The organism is Vibrio fortis (genome assembly GCF_024347475.1).
GTDB classification, from domain to species: Bacteria; Pseudomonadota; Gammaproteobacteria; order Enterobacterales; family Vibrionaceae; genus Vibrio; species Vibrio fortis.
In genome coordinates this window covers 2,701,201-2,721,813 of the sequence record NZ_AP025487.1, presented here as the reverse complement: position 1 = coordinate 2,721,813, position 20,613 = coordinate 2,701,201, and the positions used below count along the sequence as shown (strand labels likewise).

Sequence of the window (20,613 nt, the reverse complement as noted above, 5' to 3'; positions counted from 1 at the left end):
GATAGCCATAATACATTGAGTAATGAAAAAGTAAGGAGCATGGCATTTATGATGATCAGCGAAACTGGGTGGTATAGCGCTGCGAAGCACGTGCCTTCTCCTTTTTATGATGCGCGCCCTCAACAAGATGATGTCTCTTTGCTGGTGGTTCACAACATCAGTTTACCGCCGGGGCAGTTTGGTGGTCCTTATATCGAGCAATTCTTCACTGGTAAGCTTAATCCAGACGAACACCCTTTCTTTAAAGTGATTCATAACATGGGTGTATCGGCACACTGTTTGATTCGTAGGAATGGAGAGGTTGTACAGTTTGTTTCTTTTCACGACCGAGCTTGGCATGCAGGGCAATCCAGTTTTGCTGGTCGAGTGCGCTGTAATGACTACTCGATTGGTATCGAACTTGAGGGGACTGATTTTGTTTCCTACAGCGAGTTTCAATATCGCGCACTCGCGGAGCTAACCAAGGCGATTACGCAGCGCTTTCCACAGATCACCGCTGAGCGTATTACTGGGCATCAATATATTGCCCCGTTAAGGAAAACCGATCCAGGGCTCTCATTTGACTGGGTAAAGTACCGTCAACACTTAAATCTGTAGTTTTGCTGATAATCATATGTTGGCATATGGGTTTTTACGTCATTGTTAAGGGCTTGTAACCGTTCTGGATGCGAGCCTTTTTTATTTCTTCAAGAGTGTGATGAATCTTTCAAAAGGTCAGATGTGACTATTTATTAATAGGATTTATTCCCAATCTGTGCGCTTGGTTTGAATTTTAATCAAGGCAATCTAATCAATCTGAAATATTTCATTTTTATCCTGAAACTTTCTAGCACGAACACTCCCCAAAAGTATTAACGCTGTAAATGGTAAGACCAATTTGGTTGCTGTTTTAAATTTCATTTGTTAAATCATGGTTAATTCACACTGTGTTCTATGATTCAGGTCAATTTTGAGCTGGACAGTGGCGTTTTAATTATGTTAATTTCTGCACCAATTAAAATTGGTATTACCAATTACCAGCAAATAAAAAGAAGAACAGCAAACTATGGCTTATCAAAGGATTCGTCAGCCAAAACTCTCCGATGTTATCGAAAAAGAGTTGGAAAGGTTGATTGTGGAAGGAACACTGGCGCCCGGGCAGCAACTGCCGCCAGAGCGTGAACTGGCTAAGCAGTTCGATGTGTCTCGTCCTTCGATCCGAGAAGCTATACAACGTTTAGAAGCCAAGCGCTTGCTGACTCGCCGTCAAGGTGGGGGAACGTTTGTCAGTGAAAATATCTGGAAGAGCTTTTCAGATCCGCTCCTGAATTTGTTGTCCACTCACTCTGAAACCCAACTAGACTTGTTGGAATCGCGTCATGCGATGGAGGGAATTTCTGCTTACTTTGCTGCGCTGCGTGGTACCGAGGAAGACTTTGCTCGAATTCAAGCGTGCCAAGATAACATTCGAAGTGCGCAAGAAAAGGCGGATATTGAAGCTGAATCGGCAGCTGTGATGGCTTTCCTTATCGCTTTAACGGAAGCGGCTCATAACGTAGTGCTTTTGCATATCGTTCGCAGTTTAGCGCCGTTACTTGAGCAAAATGTCTTAGAAAATCTAAAGCTGTTGCATCGTCGAAAAGACGTTGTGGAAAAAGTGAGTATACATCGAGCTAACATCGTGGATGCGATTGTTTCTGGCCAGCCTGAAAAGGCGCGTGAAATGTCACATTCTCATTTAGCTTATATCGAAGAAACATTGTTGGATTTGACAAGAGAAGAGTCGCGTCGCGAACGTTCACTTCGTCGAATTCAACAGGGTAAAGAGTCGTAATCCTACGGCTTTTTACGTGTTTAGTAGAATCCAACTAACAAAAAGGATAGATCGCCATGTCTGACATGAAGCATGACGTTGATGCTCTGGAAACTCAAGATTGGTTAGAAGCTCTTGAGTCAGTAGTACGTGAAGAAGGTGTAGAACGTGCACAGTTCCTACTAGAAACAGTTCTAGAAAAGGCACGTTTAGACGGCGTTGATATGCCAACTGGTATCAACACTAACTACATCAACACCATTCCAGCAGCACAAGAGCCGGCTTACCCTGGTGACGTAACTCTTGAGCGTCGTATTCGTTCGATTATTCGCTGGAACGCAATCATGATCGTATTGCGCGCTTCTAAGAAAGACCTAGACCTTGGTGGTCACATGGCTTCTTACCAGTCTGCAGCGGCGTTCTACGAAGTATGTTTCAACCACTTCTTCCGCGCTCCAAACGAGACAGACGGTGGCGATCTGGTTTACTACCAAGGTCACATCTCTCCAGGTATCTACTCTCGTGCATTCGTTGAAGGTCGTCTAACTGAAGAGCAGCTAGATAACTTCCGTCAAGAAGTAGATGGCAAAGGTGTTCCATCTTACCCACACCCTAAACTGATGCCTGAGTTCTGGCAGTTCCCTACAGTATCTATGGGTCTAGGTCCGATCTCTGCGATCTACCAAGCTCGTTTCCTTAAGTACCTAGAAGGCCGCGGTCTTAAAGATACTTCAGCTCAACGCGTATACGCTTTCCTAGGCGACGGTGAGATGGATGAGCCAGAATCACGTGGTGCTATCTCTTTCGCTGCGCGTGAGAAGCTAGACAACCTATGTTTCCTAATCAACTGTAACCTACAGCGTCTAGACGGCCCTGTTATGGGTAACGGTAGCATCATCCAAGAACTTGAAGGTCTATTCAAAGGCGCAGGTTGGAACGTTGTTAAAGTTATCTGGGGTAGCAACTGGGATTCTCTACTAGCTAAAGACACGACTGGTAAGCTTCTTCAACTAATGAACGAAACTATCGACGGTGACTACCAAACATTCAAATCTAAAGATGGCGCATACGTACGTGAGCACTTCTTTGGTAAGTACCCAGAAACAGCTGCACTAGTTGCAGACATGACTGACGACCAAATCTTCGAACTGAAGCGTGGCGGTCACGATTCTTCTAAACTGTTCGCTGCATTCAACAATGCAAAAGAGACAGGTGGCAAGCCGACTGTAATCCTAGCTAAGACTGTTAAAGGTTACGGCATGGGTGAAGCTGCAGAAGGTAAGAACATCGCTCACGGTGTTAAGAAAATGGACATGACTCACGTACAATACCTACGTGATCGTCTGGGTCTACAAGACATCCTTTCTGATGAGAAAGTAGCTGAACTTCCTTACCTAAAACTGGAAGAAGGTTCTGCTGAGTACGAATACCTGCACGCTCGTCGTAAAGCTCTACACGGTTACACGCCTGCTCGTCTTCCTAACTTCACTCAAGAGTTCAAAGTTCCTGAGCTAGAAGAGTTCGCTCCTCTACTAGGTGCACAGAAGCGTGAAATCTCAACGACAATGGCATACGTTCGTACGTTGAACATTCTTCTTAAGAACAAGAACATTGGTAAGAACATCGTTCCAATCATCTGTGATGAAGCACGTACGTTCGGTATGGAAGGTCTGTTCCGTCAGGTTGGTATCTACAACCCACACGGTCAAGAATACACACCTGAAGATAAAGGCATCGTTTCTTACTACAAAGAAGCAACATCTGGCCAAGTTCTTCAAGAAGGTATCAACGAACTAGGTTCAATGGCATCTTGGGTTGCTGCTGCTACTTCTTACAGCACAAACGATCTGCCAATGATCCCGTTCTACATCTACTACTCTATGTTCGGTTTCCAACGTATTGGTGACATGGCATGGCTAGCAGGTGATCAACAAGCGCGTGGCTTCCTACTAGGTGCTACCGCTGGTCGTACAACACTGAACGGTGAAGGTCTACAGCACGAAGATGGTCACTCGCACATCCAAGCGAACACTATCCCTAACTGTATCTCTTACGATCCAACATTCGCTTACGAGCTAGCAGTAATCATGCAAGACGGTATCCGTCGTATGTACGGTCCTGAGCAAGAAAACATTTACTACTACCTAACAGTAATGAATGAAAACTACGCAATGCCAGCAATGCCAGAAGGCGCTGAAGAAGGCATCCGTAAAGGTATCTACAAGCTTGAGTCTCATGAAGGTGCTAAGGGTAAAGTTCAGCTAATGAGCTCTGGTACTATCATGAACGAAGTACGCAAAGCAGCGACTATCCTAAGCGAAGAGTACGGCGTAGCATCTGACGTATTCTCTGTAACATCGTTCAACGAACTAACTCGTGACGGTCAAGACGCAGAGCGTTACAACATGCTTCACCCAGAAGCTGAAGCGAAAGTACCTTACATCACGACGGTTCTAGGTAACGAGCCAGCAATCGCTGCAACGGATTACATGAAGAACTACGCTGAGCAAGTACGTGCGTTCATGCCAACTGAGTCTTATAAAGTACTTGGTACTGATGGCTTCGGTCGTTCTGACAGCCGTGAGAACCTACGTCGTCACTTCGAAGTTAACGCAGGCTACGTAGTAGTTGCAGCGCTAACTGAACTGGCTAAACGTGGTGATGTTGAGAAGTCAGTAGTTGCTGAAGCAATTGCTAAGTTCAACATCGACACTGAAAAAACAAACCCACAATACGCTTAATACAGCGCTTAACTAGAAGGTAAATAAGCAATGGCAATCGAAATTAATGTACCTGACATCGGTGCGGATGAGGTTGAAGTTACTGAGATTCTTGTAAGCGTTGGCGACAAGGTTGAAGAAGAGCAGTCTCTGATCACTGTTGAAGGCGACAAAGCTTCTATGGAAGTTCCAGCGTCTCAAGCAGGTATCGTTAAAGAAATCAAAGTAGCGGAAGGCGATTCTGTTACAACTGGTTCTCTTATCATGATTTTCGAAGCCGAGGGTGCAGCAGCTGCTGCACCTGCTCCAGCAGCAGAGGCAGCTCCAGTAGCTGCTCCGGCAGCGGCAGCAGCGGCAGAGCTAAAAGAAGTTCACGTTCCTGATATCGGTGGTGACGAAGTAGAAGTTACTGAGATCATGGTTAAAGTTGGCGATGCAGTAGAAGAAGAGCAATCACTTCTAACTGTAGAAGGCGACAAGGCTTCTATGGAAGTACCAGCACCATTCGCAGGTACGGTTAAAGAGATCAAGATTGCTGAAGGCGATTCAGTAACAACTGGTTCTCTTGTGATGGTATTCGAAGTAGCGGGCTCTGGTGCAGCGGCTCCAGCTCCTGCTGCTGTAGAAGCGCCAGCAGCACCTGCGGCGGCTCCAGCGGCAGCAGCTGACAAAGAAGTAAACGTTCCAGATATCGGCGGTGACGAAGTAGAAGTTACTGAAGTAATGGTAGCGGTTGGCGATACAGTAGAAGAAGAGCAATCTCTAATTACTGTTGAAGGCGACAAAGCTTCAATGGAAGTTCCTGCACCATTCGCTGGTACAGTAAAAGAGATCAAGATTGCAGCTGGCGACAAAGTGTCAACTGGCTCTCTAATCATGGTATTTGAAGTAGCAGGCGCAGCTCCAGCAGCGGCTCCAGTTGCAGCACCAGCTCAAGCGGCGGCACCTGCAGCAGCACCTGCTCCTAAAGCTGAAGCTCCAGCGGCGGCACCTGCAGCGAACGATTTCCAAGAAAACAACGATTACGCGCACGCGTCTCCAGTTGTTCGTCGTCTTGCACGTGAATTTGGCGTTAACCTATCTAAGGTTAAAGGTACTGGTCGTAAGAGCCGTATCCTAAAAGAAGACGTTCAGTCTTACGTTAAAGATGCACTTAAGCGTCTTGAGTCTGGTGCTGCGGCATCTGGCAAAGGCGGTGACGGCTCTGCTCTTGGTCTACTACCTTGGCCAAAAGTTGACTTCAGCAAGTTCGGTGAAACTGAAGTTCAGAAGCTTTCTAAGATCAAGAAGATCTCTGGCGCTAACCTACACCGTAACTGGGTAATGATCCCTCACGTTACACAGTGGGACAACGCAGACATCACTGAGCTAGAAGCATTCCGTAAAGAGCAGAACGCAATCGAAGCGAAGAAAGACACTGGTATGAAGATCACTCCTCTTGTGTTCATCATGAAAGCTGTTGCTAAAGCGCTAGAAGCGTTCCCAGCGTTTAACTCTTCTCTATCTGAAGATGGCGAAAGCATCATTCTTAAGAAGTACGTAAACGTAGGTATCGCAGTAGATACTCCAAACGGTCTAGTTGTTCCTGTATTCAAAGACGTGAATAAGAAAGGCATTTACGAGCTATCTGAAGAGCTAATGGCTGTGTCTAAGAAGGCACGTGCTGGTAAGCTAACTGCAGCTGACATGCAAGGCGGTTGTTTCACAATCTCTAGCCTTGGTGGCATCGGCGGTACTGCATTTACGCCAATCGTAAACGCTCCAGAAGTAGGTATCCTAGGTGTATCTAAGTCTGAAATGAAGCCAGTGTGGAACGGTAAAGAGTTCGAACCACGCCTACAACTTCCACTGTCTCTATCATACGACCACCGTGTGATCGATGGTGCTGAAGGTGCACGCTTCATTACTTTCCTAAACAGCGCACTATCTGACATTCGTCGTCTAGTACTGTAATTGAGAAAGTAAATATTAAGGTGGCTTTCGGGTCACCTTAATTCTTTATATAAAGTATTTTTTAGAGAACAGTTCCCGCTTTTCTCAGAAAGCGAAAGGGAAGTGTTGTCTAGCTCACAGGCTAACTTAAAGCTACTTTCACACTGTTAACATCTCTGTAAAATGTTGGCTGTTTGAAAGCCCAATAATTTAAGAACATCTTCTCAAGCCTGTTAGGGATAATGACTACAAGAGGTCACAATGAGCAAAGAAATTAAAGCCCAAGTTGTTGTACTTGGTTCAGGTCCTGCTGGTTACTCAGCTGCATTCCGTTGTGCGGATTTAGGTCTAGAAACAGTACTAGTTGAACGTTACAGCACTCTTGGCGGTGTATGTCTAAACGTTGGTTGTATTCCATCAAAAGCACTTCTTCACGTTTCAAAAGTAATTGAAGAAGCGAAAGCGATGGCAGAGCACGGCGTTGTTTTCGGCGAGCCACAAACTGACATCAGCAAGATCCGCATCTGGAAAGAGAAAGTTGTAAACCAACTGACTGGCGGTCTTGGTGGTATGGCTAAGATGCGTAACGTGACTGTAGTTAACGGCTACGGTAAGTTCACTGGTCCTAACTCTATCCTTGTAGAAGGTGAAGGCGAGTCAACAACGGTTAACTTCGACAACGCTATTATCGCAGCGGGTTCTCGCCCAATTAAACTGCCATTCATCCCGCATGAAGATCCACGTATTTGGGATTCAACTGACGCACTAGAGCTGAAAGAAGTACCAGAAAAACTGCTTATCATGGGCGGTGGTATCATCGGTCTAGAAATGGGTACGGTTTACCACTCTCTAGGTTCTAAAGTAGACGTAGTTGAGATGTTCGACCAAGTTATCCCAGCAGCGGATAAAGACATCGTTAAAGTCTTCACTAAGCGTATTAAGAACAAGTTCAAGCTAATGCTTGAAACTAAAGTTACTGCAGTTGAAGCGAAAGAAGACGGTATCTACGTTTCAATGGAAGGCAAGAAGGCACCAGCTGAAGCTGAGCGTTACGATGCCGTTCTTGTTGCTATCGGTCGTGTTCCAAACGGCGCACTTATCGACGCTGAAAAAGCAGGTATCGAAGTTGATGAGCGTGGCTTCATCAACGTTGATAAGCAAATGCGTACAAACGTTCCACACATCCACGCGATCGGTGACGTTGTTGGTCAACCAATGCTTGCTCACAAAGGTGTGCATGAAGGTCACGTAGCGGCTGAAGTTATTTCTGGTAAGAAGCACTACTTCGACCCTAAAGTTATCCCATCAATCGCGTACACTGAGCCAGAAGTGGCATGGGTTGGTAAGACTGAGAAAGAAGCAAAAGCAGAAGGTATCAACTACGAAGTTGCTACTTTCCCTTGGGCGGCTTCTGGTCGTGCAATCGCTTCTGACTGTGCAGACGGTATGACGAAGATGATCTTCGACAAAGACACTCACCGTGTAATCGGTGGTGCTATCGTAGGTACTAACGGTGGTGAGCTTCTTGGTGAAATCGGTCTAGCAATCGAGATGGGTTGTGACGCAGAAGACATCGCTCTAACTATCCACGCTCACCCAACTCTACACGAGTCTGTTGGTCTAGCTGCGGAAGTATTCGAAGGTTCAATCACTGACCTTCCAAACAAGAAAGCAGTTAAAAAGAAGAAGTAATTCTCCTTTAGCCACTCGCTAATGTTTTTAAAAGCCGCTGATTCGTCAGCGGTTTTTTTATGCCTGAAGTAAAGAGCAGTAACGTTTCACTTCGAGATGCAAGTACGCTTCGCTTCGAGATACGAAGAGCGGGTGCATAAAACAAAAAGGGCTGACCCAATCGGTCAACCCTTCACAATTTTTCTCGAATCTCGAATCTCGAATCTCGAATCTCCAATCTCCAATCTCGAATCTACTTATAAATACACAACATATTTAGGTAGCTTTCTGTTAGCGTGTGCAGCTCTTCGGTTGAATTTGCACGTTTCGCCTGAATAAACAGTGAGTAACAGATACCATGGAATAGGTTCGCCAAGTGTTTCGGTTCATGTTGATCACAAACTTCACCACGTTCAATCGCTTTCACGAACATATTCTGCACCAGCATTTGATTGGTGCGATTGGTTGTTACGAACAATGGCCATACTTCATCACGAGTCGAAGCACTCCATTCGAACCAAACATTGAGCCAGTGGCAATCTTGCTCAACAAGCGCAACCATTTGGTTGGTGATGTTAGTTAGGTTTTGTTTCGCATGCAGATCAAGGTCGATATTGTCTGAAAGAAAGTTTGAGAACTGACGAACAACATGGTTTAGAACCTCGTCGACCAGATCTTCACGCGTTGGGAAGTAGTTAAATACGGTTGCTACAGATACTTGAGCGATATCCGCGATATCCGCATGTCCGCCTCGGCCAATGCCACGGCGAGAGAATACTTCAAGAGCGATCTCCATCAATTGAAGTTTTCTTTTTAGGGGTGAAAGCCTAGTTCTAGGTCTCTTAGATATTGAGTCCATAATGTTTTCCTTGCCAACGAAATATTATATTAATGATTTTATTATTATTTAAGCCAAGATGAGTGTAATGGTGCATATGCAAATGGTCAATCATTTGTGCTTGTTTTATGGACAATTGCATCAAACTTGATACATAAATCGTGATCCGTATAGGGCGTTGTAATGCGATCTAACTCGAAACCCGAGAATACGACTCTTGATGCGAGAACTGTGATTTAAATTGATACACGAGGTGGTGTGGGTATTTGAGCAATGCTAGACTTACGCTCGAAAATCAGCGGCACTATTGATGAAACGATCTACACTTGTCGCAGTCACCAAATAAAATGAGAGCAGTATGAAACATACAGTTGAAGTCATGATCTCTGAGCAAGAAGTTCAAGATCGAGTGCAAGAGCTAGGCAAACAGATCACTGAACATTACCAAGGCAGCGAAGATCTTGTATTGGTAGGTTTATTACGTGGTTCATTCGTATTTATGGCCGACCTTGCACGTGCGATTAACCTAACGCACCAAGTAGATTTCATGACGGCTTCTAGCTACGGTAACACCATGGAAAGCTCACGTGACGTGCGCATCCTAAAAGACCTAGATGATGACATCAAAGGTAAAGACGTACTGCTAGTTGAAGATATCATCGATACAGGTAACACGCTAAACAAGGTAAAAGAGATCCTAAGCCTACGTGAGCCTAAGTCAGTACGAATCTGTACATTACTAGACAAGCCATCTCGCCGCGAAGTTGACGTAGAAGTGAACTGGATTGGTTTTGAGATCCCTGATGAGTTCGTTGTGGGTGTAGGTATCGACTACGCTCAGAAATATCGTCACCTACCATACATCGGTAAGGTTGTGCCTCAAGAGTAATCGTCGCTACAGTCGATGTGAGCAACTCGAATTATCAAAAAGCCCGCTTAATCTGCGGGCTTTTTTGTATGTGTTTGAAAATGACTTAGCAATTAGCTTTGTTGACTTAATAGAGGCGTAGTTAGAATCTTGTTCAATGCCTCTAAGTGGCTGTTCTCTAACGTATCATTACTTGAGCAACGCACGCCAAGATCTTTCAGTTTGCCATCACCGATACCATACACAACGCCGTGGATTTCAACCTCTTGACCACGCTCCCAAGCACTCTGCATGATGGTTGAGTTACCTAGGTTGTATACCTGTTCAGCAACGTTGATTTCACAAAGCTTGTCGCCCCATTGGTCACGAGGCAGTGATTCGATCTGTTTGCGATATTTTAAGTAATTGTCACGGATGTGCAGTAACCAGTTGTTGATAAGACCCAGCTTAGGGTTATCAATCGCTGCATTCACGCCACCACAACCATAGTGACCACAGATGATGATGTGTTTTACCTTCAGCACATCAACCGCATACTGAACAACAGATAGGCAGTTAAGGTCGGTATGAATGACTTGGTTTGCCACATTACGGTGTACAAACAGTTCACCAGAATAGAGTCCGGTCAAGCGCTCAGCCGGTACGCGACTATCTGAACAACCGATCCAAAGGAACCCCGGGTTTTGACCCTCTTCAAGCGTGGTAAAATATTCAGGTCGTTCCGAGCGAATTTCATCAGACCATTTGGAATTGTTTTCAAAAAGCTGTTTTATTTCTGGCATCTTGCTTCATACATCCCTCAATTAAGATGCTTAACTATACACAATGTTACAAATTCAATCTTGTAAAAAGTGCGTCAAAAAGTACTCATCTGACGTGTTCTAGTACGTAAAATCATAAACTTAGGCTTTAAGCTATCATCCGGTTATAAGACATAAATATTGTGATTGAATTAACACTTTCTGAACAGTTGATACATTTGTTAGAGTGATACGGTTTGTCAGCTCATCACAGGGAGATGTATTTTGTTTGGAAGTCGTTTTACAGATATCAACCTCAAAGGGGATATGTTTGGCGGTGTTACTACAGCCATTATCTCATTGCCATTGGCGTTGGCATTTGGTGTTGCTTCTGGTGCTGGTGCCGAAGCGGGCTTATGGGGGGCGATCATGGTCGGCCTGTTTGCCGCACTATTTGGTGGTTCCAATACCCTGATCTCTGAGCCTACTGGCCCAATGACGGTGATCATGACGGCGGTATTAACCAGCATGATGGCTAAGTACCCTGAAACAGGCTTGGCAATGACGTTTACTGTCGTGATGATGGCAGGGGCATTTCAGGTGTTACTCGGGACATTGAAGTTAGGAAAATACATAACTTTGATGCCATATAGCGTGATTTCCGGCTTTATGTCAGGGATTGGCGTTATTCTTATTATTTTACAGCTCTCTCCACTTTTAGGTCATGCCGCTCCTGCTGGTGGTGTCATGGGCACACTGTCCGCTCTGCCAGATACGGTTGCTAACATGAAGTTTAGTGAACTGTTTTTAGGCTTACTCACGTTAGGCATTCTGTTTTTCTTCCCTAAACAGTACCGAAAGTATGTACCTGCACAGCTCGTAGCATTGGTTGCCGTCACTCTGTTGTCGGTGATTCTGTTTGATACGGAAGCCATTCGCCGCATTGGTGAGATTCCTGCGGGCTTGCCATCTCTAGTCGTGCCACATATTGATGCTTCTATGTTTACCGAGATGGTCATCGACGCATTGGTGCTGGGTACCCTAGGTTGTATTGATACGCTATTGACGGCCGTTATTGGTGACTCGCTGACACGTAAAGAGCACGATTCGGATAAAGAGCTGCGGGGTCAAGGTCTAGCAAATATGATTTCTGGTCTGTTCGGTGCGCTCCCTGGTGCCGGTGCGACCATGGGTACCGTAACCAACATTCAGGTTGGTGCGCGCTCTCCACTATCAGGTGTGATTCGCGCGCTGGTACTTGCGCTAGTTGTTCTGGTTGCAGGCGGTTTGACTGAACCAATCCCGATGGCGGTGTTGGCTGGTATTGCTGTTTATGTGGGCTTCAATATCCTTGATTGGAGTTTCATTCAGCGTGCACACCGCGTGAGTTTTGCGGGTATGGCCATCATGTATGGCGTGATGCTGCTAACGGTATTCGTTGACCTGATTGTGGCTGTTGGCTTAGGTGTCTTTATCTCCAATATCATTATCATTGAGCGATTGAGCCGTGAACAGGCTCGTCAAGTGAAGGCGATCAGTGATGCCGATGAAGATGACGTACCATTGTCAGACAGCGAGCGTGGTTTGCTTGATATGGCGAACGGTAAGGTACTGTTTTTCTATCTATCTGGACCAATGATCTTCAGCGTATCTAAGGCGATTTCACGTCAGCACACCAGTATCTCTGATTATGAAGCGATGATTCTCGATCTGACCGATGTACCTATGATTGATGTGACGGTTGGTCTTGCTCTAGAGAATGCGATTAAGGATGCACTGGACGCCAACTGTGAGGTGTACCTGCTGTGTCCAAACGATAATACTCGCCAGCAGCTAGAAAAATTCCATGTGATTGATCTAGTGCCTGAATCAAACACTTATCGATTCCGTTATGAAGCGCTAAGAGCAGCAACCAACTACGTGGCACGCGATGAGCATGAGTTCGGCTCTGCATAGATAACAACAAATTAATATAGATTCGAAATACCGTTAAGTTAATGACTTAGCGGTATTTTTTTATCACTCATTATTTTTACCTAGTAATATTTCTATAGATTTGGAAATGTTAGTTTGTCTTAATCGTCATTTGACGATAGACTTGTTGGTATATTGGACGTGTCTGAGAATAAGTCATATTTTTCTCACGCCCACTCACTAATCGCAAATGGCAAGCAATCTTCATGTACGCATTAGAAATCGAACAACTTAGAAAGACCTACGCTGGTGGATTTGAGGCCTTGAAAGGCATCAGTCTGCAGGTGAAAAAAGGCGACTTTTACGCTCTACTTGGGCCGAACGGCGCGGGCAAATCGACCACGATAGGCGTTATCTCCTCACTGGTAAACAAAACTTCAGGCAAGGTGAATGTCTTTGGTTTTGATATCGACAAAGACCTAGAGTTGGCGAAGCAAAACCTTGGTTTGGTTCCTCAAGAGTTTAACTTTAACCAGTTTGAGACCGTGGAGCAGATCGTACTGCAACAAGCTGGCTACTACGGGGTATCTAAGTCGCTAGCCAAAGAGCGCGCTAAAAAGTATCTATCTAAGCTCGATCTGTGGGAAAAGCGTAGCGAACGAGCAAGAAACCTATCTGGTGGTATGAAGCGTCGCTTGATGATTGCCCGTGCATTGATGCATGAGCCTCAACTGCTGATCTTGGATGAACCAACCGCTGGCGTTGATATTGAGCTACGCCGTTCAATGTGGGAGTTCCTACAAGAGATCAACGAAAAACAAGGCATCACTATCATCCTGACTACTCACTATTTAGAAGAGGCTGAGATGCTGTGTCGCAATATCGGTATCATCAATCGTGGTGAGTTGATTGAGAATACGACGATGAAGTCGCTATTGAATAAGCTTAGCGTTGAAACCTTCATTCTTGATTTGGAAGAGGGCGCACCTGAACCGACACTGCAAGGTGTCAACAGCCAAACTATGGTGAATGGTTCGCTAGAGATCGAGATTGATAAGACGTTAGGTTTGAACACTATCTTTAGTCAGTTAACAGAGCAGGGTATCAAGGTATTGTCGATGCGTAACAAGGCGAACCGTTTGGAAGAGCTGTTTGTCAGTATCGTGCGTGAGGGGAGCAAGTAAGATGTATCAACTGTATTGGACGGCTTTTTGTAGCCTGCTCACTAAAGAGGTGAACCGCTTTACCCGTATTTGGGTTCAGACCTTGGTACCACCCGCGATTACCATGACTTTATACTTTATTATCTTCGGTAGTTTGATCGGTTCTCGTATCGGTGAGATGAACGGTTTTAGCTACATGGAGTACATCGTGCCGGGTCTTATCATGATGTCGGTGATTACCAACTCATACTCGAATGTAGCCTCCTCGTTCTTTAGTGCTAAGTTCCAAAAGAACATTGAAGAGCTGCTCGTCGCTCCTGTGCCTAACTATGTGATCATTGCAGGCTTTGTGATGGGTGGCGTGGTACGTGGGCTATTGGTCGGCGCGATTGTTACCTTTGTATCCTTGTTCTTTGTTGACCTGCAGGTTGACCACTGGGGCGTAATCATAGCGACGGTATTCTTAACGTCAGTGGTATTTTCCTTGGGCGGTCTTATCAATGCAGTCTTTGCACGTACCTTTGATGACATCTCGATTATTCCAACCTTTATCCTGACGCCATTGACTTATCTTGGTGGAGTATTCTATTCGATCAGCCTACTGCCTGAGTTCTGGCAAGGGGTGTCGAAGTTGAATCCGATTGTGTATATGGTTAACGCATTCAGATATGGATTCTTGGGCGTGTCTGATGTGGGTATTGCGACCTCGTTTGGCGTGTTAGGGGTATTTATCGTAGTGCTGTATGGCGTTGCACATTACTTGGTGACAAAGGGCATTGGCTTACGTAGCTAATCCTTTATTAACCCAAAATGCAGATAAAGAAAAAGGTCGATATTACATCGACCTTTTTTGTGTTTTGTCATTCAGAAACTGGCCAGCTACTCAGCGGTCTCTTCTTTCACTTCTTCTTTAGCTTCCGTTACCAAATCAAGAACTTGGTTGTCGATAAGACGTGTCTTACCTAGGAACGCTGACATAAGAATGACAGCTTGTGTCGAGTCTGAAGTGATGGCCTGTAGAGTTTTCGCATCGCAGATGAAAATCTCATCTGGTTGCAGGTCTGCAGCGCGTAGTTGGTCGGTCGCATCTTCAACCACTGACGCGTAGTCATCACGACCGCCGCGGATAGCACTGCTGATCCAACGCATCGTGCGAGCCAATACTGGTGCACGCTGGCGTTCATCGATAGTGAGGTTGCCGTTGCGAGAGCTCATTGCTAGCCCGTCCATCTCACGCACCGTAGGTACACCTACGATTTCGATGTCGAGTGCAAGGTCTGTCGTCATTTGACGAATGACAGCGAGCTGTTGGAAATCTTTTTCACCAAAGCAGGCAAAGTCAGGCTGAACGATGTTGAACAGCTTAGTTACGATGGTTGCTACACCACGGAAGTGACCAGGGCGAGAAGCCCCTTCTAGCATGTGAGAAAGGCCAGGTACTTCAACAAAAGTCTGTTTATCAAGACCCGCTGGGTACATGATCTCTGGTGTTGGTGTAAATACTAACTCAACCCCTTCGCCAGTTAGCTTACTCAAATCAGCTTCTAGAGTACGAGGGTAGTTATTTAGATCGTCTGCACGGTCAAATTGCATTGGGTTAACGAAGATACTAACCACAACGATATCAGCCAGTTCACGTGCTTTTCTCACCAGAGTAAGGTGACCTTCATGAAGGTTGCCCATAGTAGGAACGAAAGCAACAGTGCGTCCATCACGTTTATACTGCTTAATCTGCTCACGAAGAGCCGCTACTTCAGCGAAAGATTGCATACTAACTCCTAAGCGATTGTGTGAGCGTCATCAGGGAAACGTGCGCTCTCAACATCTTCTTTATATTTTGCCACGGCTTTACGCATATCGCCCGTTTCCGCTAAGAAATTCTTAGAGAATTTAGGCATATAGTTCGCAGAAATACCGAACATGTCGTGCATAACTAGGATTTGACCATCGGTCACATTACCTGCGCCAATACCAATCACGGGTACATCACAGGCTTCAGTAATACGTTTTGCCAATGAAGCAGGTACACACTCAAGCAGAACGATTTGCGCGCCCGCTTCTTGTAAAGCCAATGCGTCGGCAACCATTTTGTCGGCTTGCTCGTCATCGCGACCTTGTACCTTGTAACCACCAAAGATGTTCACAGACTGAGGTGTTAAACCTAGGTGTGCACACACAGGTACAGCACGCTCTGTCAGCATTTTCACTGTATCAACCAGCCAGCTGCCACCCTCGATCTTAACCATGTTGGCACCAGCGCGAATGATCGTCGCCGCGTTTTCACATGCTTGCTCAGGTGTTGCGTAGCTCATGAACGGCATGTCAGCCATCAACAGACAGTTTGGGCTGCCTGCACGTACTGAGCGAGTGTGGTATGCAATGTCTTCAACGGTAACTGGCAGGGTATCAGTTTGACCCTGTAGTACCATACCAAGCGAATCACCGACTAAAAGGACAGGGATTTCTTGGCTTTCAAATAGTTGACTGAAGCTTGCGTCGTAAGCCGTTGACGTTGCAAATTTACGGCCTTCACGTTTGCACTTGATCAGGTCGTTAATGGTTACTTTTTTCATTGGTTTTCCTTAATGCGCTTGGCTTATTTTTGCCAAACATTGAGCCCGTTTTTGTCGACTACTTTAAGCAGTTTGCTGAGCTCAGTCCCATCAGGGAGTTGTAAACTTGGTGCGATTTCAGCTAGCGGGTAAAGAACGAACTCTCGCTCTTTCATTCCGTAGTGAGGAACAGTTAAGCGCTCTGAATCGATCACCTCATTGCCGTATAAAATGATGTCTAGGTCCAAGGTTCTTGGTCCCCAACGCTCATCTTTACGGACACGCCCTTGCTCTTGCTCAATCGCTTGGGTGCAGTTGAGTAGTTCAATTGGCGTTAATTCGGTTTCTATAGCAACCACCGCATTGATGTAATCCGGTTGATTTTGCGGCCCCATTGGAGTGCTACTATATAGCTTCGAGGTCGCAATAAACTTTGATTGCGGTAGGCTTTTTAGTGTTTCGATGGCCAAATTTGCTTGGCTCACAGGGTCGGCGAGATTGCTGCCGACCGCGATATACGCTGTGATCATGATGACGGCTTACTTTTTTTGTTACGGTAAGTCTTACGACGTCGATGACCTGATTTAGATGGTGGAGCCACATCGTTTGCCATTGCTTGGCGCATGTTGCGTCCTGCGCTTTGGTAGCGCTCCCACCATTTAGCAAGCTCTTGCGTTTCACCACCTTCGATTTCGCCTCGCATCTCAAGGAAGTCAAAGCCAGCACGGAACTTGTTGAGCTCCATCAGACGCTGAGCGCGCTTACCATTGCGGCGAGGTAGGCGAAGCTGCAGTTGCCATACTTCACGAATTGTTGCTGTGTGGCGGCGTGGAATCGCAATACTCTTAACCTGCTGATCAAGAATCACGTTGCTCGCTTCCATGATTGCATCGTATTGAGAAAGACCAAGCTCATCGGCTAGTTTCTCTGCCAGTTTGTTCATCGGGTACCACAAGATAGCTGCGAACATAAAGGCTGGGTTAACGCGCTTGCCATCTTCGATACGCAGATCGGTAGAATCAAGTACCAAATCTAGCATCTGTTCTGTCTGAGATGAGTAGTCTTCTGTAAAGAACTCAGCCACAGCAGGGAACATCTGTTGGAACAGGTTGTACTCGCGCATCAGATGGTAGGTTTCAAGGCCGTAACCGGATTGAAGTAGTTTCAGTGACTCTTCATAAAGACGAGCCGCAGGGATGTCTTTTAGAAGGTGCGCTAGCTCTTCAATTGGATCGGCCGTGTCTTCTTCGATGTCGAAGTCTAGCTTCGCAGAGAAACGCATCGCACGTAGCATACGCACCGGATCTTCACGGTAGCGAGTTTCTGGATCGCCAATCAGGCGGATCAGACGATCTTCTAAATCTTCTACACCGCCTGCGTAATCGTGAATGCTGTAGTCTGCAATGTTGTAGTACATCGCATTAATCGTAAAGTCACGACGCTCTGCATCTTCATCTACACTGCCGTAGACGTTATCACGCAGCAACATGCCTTCTTTAGACTGGGCTGATACGTTTTTTGATGGCTCTTGGTGGTGACCACGGAAAGTTGCAACTTCAATGATGTCGCGACCAAACATGATGTGCGCAAGGCGGAAACGACGACCAATAAGACGACAGTTTCTGAATAGGTTTTTGATTTGTTCAGGCGTCGCGTTGGTCGCGATGTCGAAATCTTTCGGTTGTGAGCCGAGGAGTAAATCTCGCACACCACCACCGACTAGGAATGCGTCAAAACCCGCACCATTCAGGCGATATAACACTTTAAGTGCGTTATCACTGATCTGCTTGCGTGAAATATTGTGCTCTTGTCGAGTGTAAATATTCAGAGCTAAATCGTGGAAGCCACGTTGTTCGCTAGGGGTATTGTCGTTTGTATTCATTAGTTTACAACAAAGTAGGTATCGCCAACTTTGCTTTTCTCTTAGTCCAAAGTGGTAGTGCAGAGTTTAATTGCGGCTAATAATAGCCTAGCGGAAGCCATTTGAGAACATTGTCCGCTGTTACACACCTACGGGTTATGGCATTTTTATGTGTCGTTTATACGATTTCATGCCGCGAACGTGTCAATCAAGGTGCTCTTTATGCAGTGTATCGGGGAGCTGATTGATATGCCAATGCTGGCACCCCCAAGCTAAAATCTCGCTTAAAGACCCCTGCTCAATATCGCGAGGTAAACTGAAACCGAGAAAGCGCATCGCGCTCAGTAGTGCTGGTTTTGGGTTATCTAGATCAATCCCTTTAGCGTGATTCTGCTTTGAGAGCTTGTTACCTGTGGCATCGGTAGCCAAAGGCAGGTGAAGATAACTCACATGCGGCTGCTTTAGAGCTTTATACAGGCTGATCTGGCGGCCTGTTGGCTCAATTAAGTCGGCGCCTCTTACTACTTCTGTTACTCCCTGAGCGATATCATCTAATACCACAGCAAGGTTGTAGGCGAACAAGCCATCGCGACGTTTAATAATAAAGTCTTCTTTGGCGAGTTCGGCTGGAATCGTCATGGTGCCGTGGCGAATGTCTTCAAACGACTCTACAGGGTGATTCATGACTAAGCGCACTGCACGCTCACCATTATCGTCTAGATCGGCATGGCGACAATGACCGTTATAGAAGCCACCGAGCGCTTTTATCTGCTTGCGGGTACACTCGCAGTAGTAGGCTTGCTGCTCAGTAAGCCACTGTTCAATCTGCGCTTGGTAAACTGGATGTCGATGACTCTGGTATATGACTTCGCCATCCCAATGCAACTGGTAAGTCTCTAAAGTTTTTAATATAAGATCGGCTGCTCCCGGCATTTCACGTGGTGGATCAAGATCCTCCATGCGAACTAGCCATTGCCCTTGTTGTGACTTAGCTTGGAAGTAACTGCCGAGTGCGGCCACTAGCGAACCAAAGTGAAGAGGGCCAGAAGGAGAAGGTGCAAAGCGCCCGATATAACTCATAGTGAAAACCTAAGTAATGGTTGTATGGGGAATAAAAGACCAAATAAAAAAGGGAGCGAGTGCTCCCTTTCTTCACATCAACAAGGATTAGCCTTGCATCTGTTTCTCTTTGATTTCTGCAAGTGTTTTACAGTCGATACAAAGATCTGCAGTCGGGCGAGCTTCAAGACGACGAATACCGATTTCGATACCACAAGAGTCACAGAAGCCGAAATCGTCTTCTTCGATCTTGTCTAGTGTCTTCTCAATTTTCTTGATTAGACGACGTTCACGGTCACGGTTACGTAGCTCTAGGCTGAACTCTTCTTCTTGAGAAGCGCGGTCAACTGGGTCTGGGAAATTTGCTGCCTCGTCCTGCATATGGTGAACAGTACGATCAACTTCTTCCCTGAGCTGGTTGCGCCAAGCTTCTAAAATCTTTGTAAAATGAGCCATTTGCTCAGGTGACATGTACTCTTCACCTGGCTTTTCTTGGTATGGTTCAACACCTGCGATTGCTAGGATGCCTAGCGCTTTTTTCTTAGATTCTGGCATACAGCATCTCCTATTTACACCTAGTCAACTGCAAAGCAGCTAATTTTAAGGCGGGTATCTATAGCAGAAAGAACGAATGGTGGCAAACACTCAAATGTAAAGTTGTTATCAATGTGCAGAGTTCCGCACTTTGTGAATCAAGCGATGAATTCAACCGCTTGATTCAATTCCATTTGAGTATTGTTGAGTTCCGCTTTGTAACAGAGAACTTCAACACCAGCGTCTTGTGCTTGTTTTAGTAATAATGAATATTTGGCGTCTATATGGTGTGCCGCTGAGACTTTTTCAATACCTGAATGTAAAACAGTGAATAAAAGTACTGCTCTTTGACCAGATTCTGCCATTTCTGTGAGTTCACGCAGATGCTTCTGACCACGTGTGGTGACAGCATCTGGGAAGTAGCCTTGTCCCTTTTCAACACTTGGGTCATCCGCTAATAGAGTGACGCTTTTCACCTCTATATAGCAATCCGCTTTGGCTTCATCCTCGAGCAAAATGTCTATCCGGCTATTCTCACTGCCATATTTCACTTCGGTACGCAGCGTTTGATAACCTGAAAGTTCAACTATAGCGCCATTTTGAATCGCTTCCACTGCCAATTGGTTAGCGCGGGCAGTGTTCACACAAATTCGATCGCCTTGTGCTGTTTCTGAGATCTCCCAGCTGTTTGGGTATTTTCGCTTGGGGTTGTCAGAGGTCGAGTACCACACGATATTTCCTGGTTCAGCACAGCCTGTCATCGCGCCAGTGTTCGCACAGTGGATAGTACGTTCACTGCCGTCAGGAAGTTTGATATCTGTTAGGAAACGTTTGTAGCGTTTTATAAGAGTCGCAGACTCTAAAGGAGGATCGAAGTGCATTTTACTTATTTAGAGGGAACTGTTTTTATGTACAATATTGGTAACATTACACCACAAGGTCTTTCCATTGTCACAACTGCCTATTGAA

At 45.7% G+C, this 20,613-nt stretch carries 18 protein-coding genes; 9 read left to right on the top strand and 9 right to left on the bottom strand.

What is annotated here, in order from left to right; all coding sequences use genetic code 11:
- Positions 1–48 precede the first annotated feature (48 nt).
- From ampD to lpdA, 5 genes are all read left to right on the top strand, one after another.
- On the top strand, positions 49–597 hold the full coding sequence (gene ampD, locus OCV50_RS11805; RefSeq protein ID WP_261903134.1) for a 1,6-anhydro-N-acetylmuramyl-L-alanine amidase AmpD: 549 nt from the start codon (positions 49–51) through the stop codon (positions 595–597).
- 448 nt (positions 598–1,045) lie between these two features.
- Positions 1,046–1,813 (top strand): pyruvate dehydrogenase complex transcriptional repressor PdhR, encoded by a 768-nt coding sequence (pdhR, locus tag OCV50_RS11800; RefSeq protein ID WP_239841201.1) that lies wholly within the window; start codon positions 1,046–1,048, stop codon positions 1,811–1,813.
- 56 nt (positions 1,814–1,869) lie between these two features.
- Positions 1,870–4,533 (top strand): pyruvate dehydrogenase (acetyl-transferring), homodimeric type, encoded by a 2,664-nt coding sequence (aceE, locus tag OCV50_RS11795; protein ID WP_239841200.1) that lies wholly within the window; start codon positions 1,870–1,872, stop codon positions 4,531–4,533.
- Between the two features lie 30 nt (positions 4,534–4,563).
- Complete coding sequence (gene aceF / locus OCV50_RS11790; RefSeq protein WP_261903133.1) at positions 4,564–6,465, top strand: pyruvate dehydrogenase complex dihydrolipoyllysine-residue acetyltransferase; 1,902 nt, start codon at positions 4,564–4,566, stop codon at positions 6,463–6,465.
- 240 nt (positions 6,466–6,705) lie between these two features.
- Positions 6,706–8,136 carry a dihydrolipoyl dehydrogenase gene (lpdA, locus tag OCV50_RS11785; RefSeq protein ID WP_032550144.1) on the top strand — a complete coding sequence of 477 codons (1,431 nt, stop codon included), beginning with the start codon at positions 6,706–6,708 and terminating at the stop codon, positions 8,134–8,136.
- A 232-nt stretch (positions 8,137–8,368) separates the two neighbouring features.
- Here lpdA and OCV50_RS11780 read toward each other — a convergent pair whose 3' ends face one another.
- On the bottom strand, positions 8,369–8,974 hold the full coding sequence (locus OCV50_RS11780) for a LuxR/HapR/OpaR family quorum-sensing transcriptional regulator (protein ID WP_239841198.1): 606 nt from the start codon (positions 8,972–8,974) through the stop codon (positions 8,369–8,371).
- Between the two features lie 337 nt (positions 8,975–9,311).
- On the opposite strand from OCV50_RS11780, the gene hpt reads away from it, so the two are divergent.
- Positions 9,312–9,842: a hypoxanthine phosphoribosyltransferase gene (gene hpt / locus OCV50_RS11775; protein WP_032551494.1), complete on the top strand. Its 531-nt coding sequence runs from the start codon at positions 9,312–9,314 to the stop codon at positions 9,840–9,842.
- Positions 9,843–9,934: 92 nt separating this feature from the next.
- Here hpt and can read toward each other — a convergent pair whose 3' ends face one another.
- Positions 9,935–10,603, bottom strand: a complete 669-nt coding sequence (can, locus tag OCV50_RS11770) for a carbonate dehydratase (protein ID WP_261903132.1) — start codon at positions 10,601–10,603, stop codon at positions 9,935–9,937.
- 243 nt (positions 10,604–10,846) lie between these two features.
- Here can and OCV50_RS11765 point away from each other — a divergent pair, with 243 nt between their 5' ends.
- The 3 genes from OCV50_RS11765 to OCV50_RS11755 all read left to right on the top strand — a co-directional run bounded on the left by OCV50_RS11765 (position 10,847) and on the right by OCV50_RS11755 (position 14,431).
- Positions 10,847–12,517 (top strand): SulP family inorganic anion transporter, encoded by a 1,671-nt coding sequence (locus tag OCV50_RS11765; RefSeq protein WP_239841196.1) that lies wholly within the window; start codon positions 10,847–10,849, stop codon positions 12,515–12,517.
- 224 nt (positions 12,518–12,741) lie between these two features.
- Complete coding sequence (locus OCV50_RS11760) at positions 12,742–13,659, top strand: ABC transporter ATP-binding protein (RefSeq protein ID WP_239841195.1); 918 nt, start codon at positions 12,742–12,744, stop codon at positions 13,657–13,659.
- A gap of 1 nt (position 13,660) precedes the next feature.
- Positions 13,661–14,431, top strand: coding sequence for an ABC transporter permease (locus tag OCV50_RS11755; RefSeq protein WP_239841194.1), 771 nt, complete (start codon positions 13,661–13,663; stop codon positions 14,429–14,431).
- 86 nt (positions 14,432–14,517) lie between these two features.
- Here the strand turns inward: OCV50_RS11755 and panC are convergent, their stop codons facing one another.
- The 7 genes from panC to sfsA form a co-directional block, all read right to left on the bottom strand.
- Positions 14,518–15,408: a pantoate--beta-alanine ligase gene (panC, locus tag OCV50_RS11750; protein WP_261903131.1), complete on the bottom strand. Its 891-nt coding sequence runs from the start codon at positions 15,406–15,408 to the stop codon at positions 14,518–14,520.
- Between the two features lie 8 nt (positions 15,409–15,416).
- Positions 15,417–16,211, bottom strand: coding sequence for a 3-methyl-2-oxobutanoate hydroxymethyltransferase (gene panB / locus OCV50_RS11745; protein ID WP_150869250.1), 795 nt, complete (start codon positions 16,209–16,211; stop codon positions 15,417–15,419).
- Between the two features lie 23 nt (positions 16,212–16,234).
- Positions 16,235–16,720 (bottom strand): 2-amino-4-hydroxy-6-hydroxymethyldihydropteridine diphosphokinase, encoded by a 486-nt coding sequence (gene folK / locus OCV50_RS11740; protein WP_261903130.1) that lies wholly within the window; start codon positions 16,718–16,720, stop codon positions 16,235–16,237.
- Positions 16,717–18,072 (bottom strand): polynucleotide adenylyltransferase PcnB, encoded by a 1,356-nt coding sequence (gene pcnB, locus OCV50_RS11735; protein ID WP_239841193.1) that lies wholly within the window; start codon positions 18,070–18,072, stop codon positions 16,717–16,719. The genes folK and pcnB overlap by 4 nt, the downstream gene beginning before the upstream one ends.
- A 183-nt stretch (positions 18,073–18,255) precedes the next feature.
- On the bottom strand, positions 18,256–19,131 hold the full coding sequence (gluQRS, locus tag OCV50_RS11730) for a tRNA glutamyl-Q(34) synthetase GluQRS (RefSeq protein WP_261903129.1): 876 nt from the start codon (positions 19,129–19,131) through the stop codon (positions 18,256–18,258).
- A gap of 87 nt (positions 19,132–19,218) precedes the next feature.
- A complete protein-coding gene (gene dksA / locus OCV50_RS11725) occupies positions 19,219–19,665 on the bottom strand; it encodes an RNA polymerase-binding protein DksA (protein ID WP_032551504.1) in 447 nt (148 codons plus the stop codon).
- A 137-nt stretch (positions 19,666–19,802) separates the two neighbouring features.
- Positions 19,803–20,525: a DNA/RNA nuclease SfsA gene (sfsA, locus tag OCV50_RS11720; RefSeq protein WP_239841191.1), complete on the bottom strand. Its 723-nt coding sequence runs from the start codon at positions 20,523–20,525 to the stop codon at positions 19,803–19,805.
- Between the last annotated feature and the right edge of the window lie 88 nt (positions 20,526–20,613).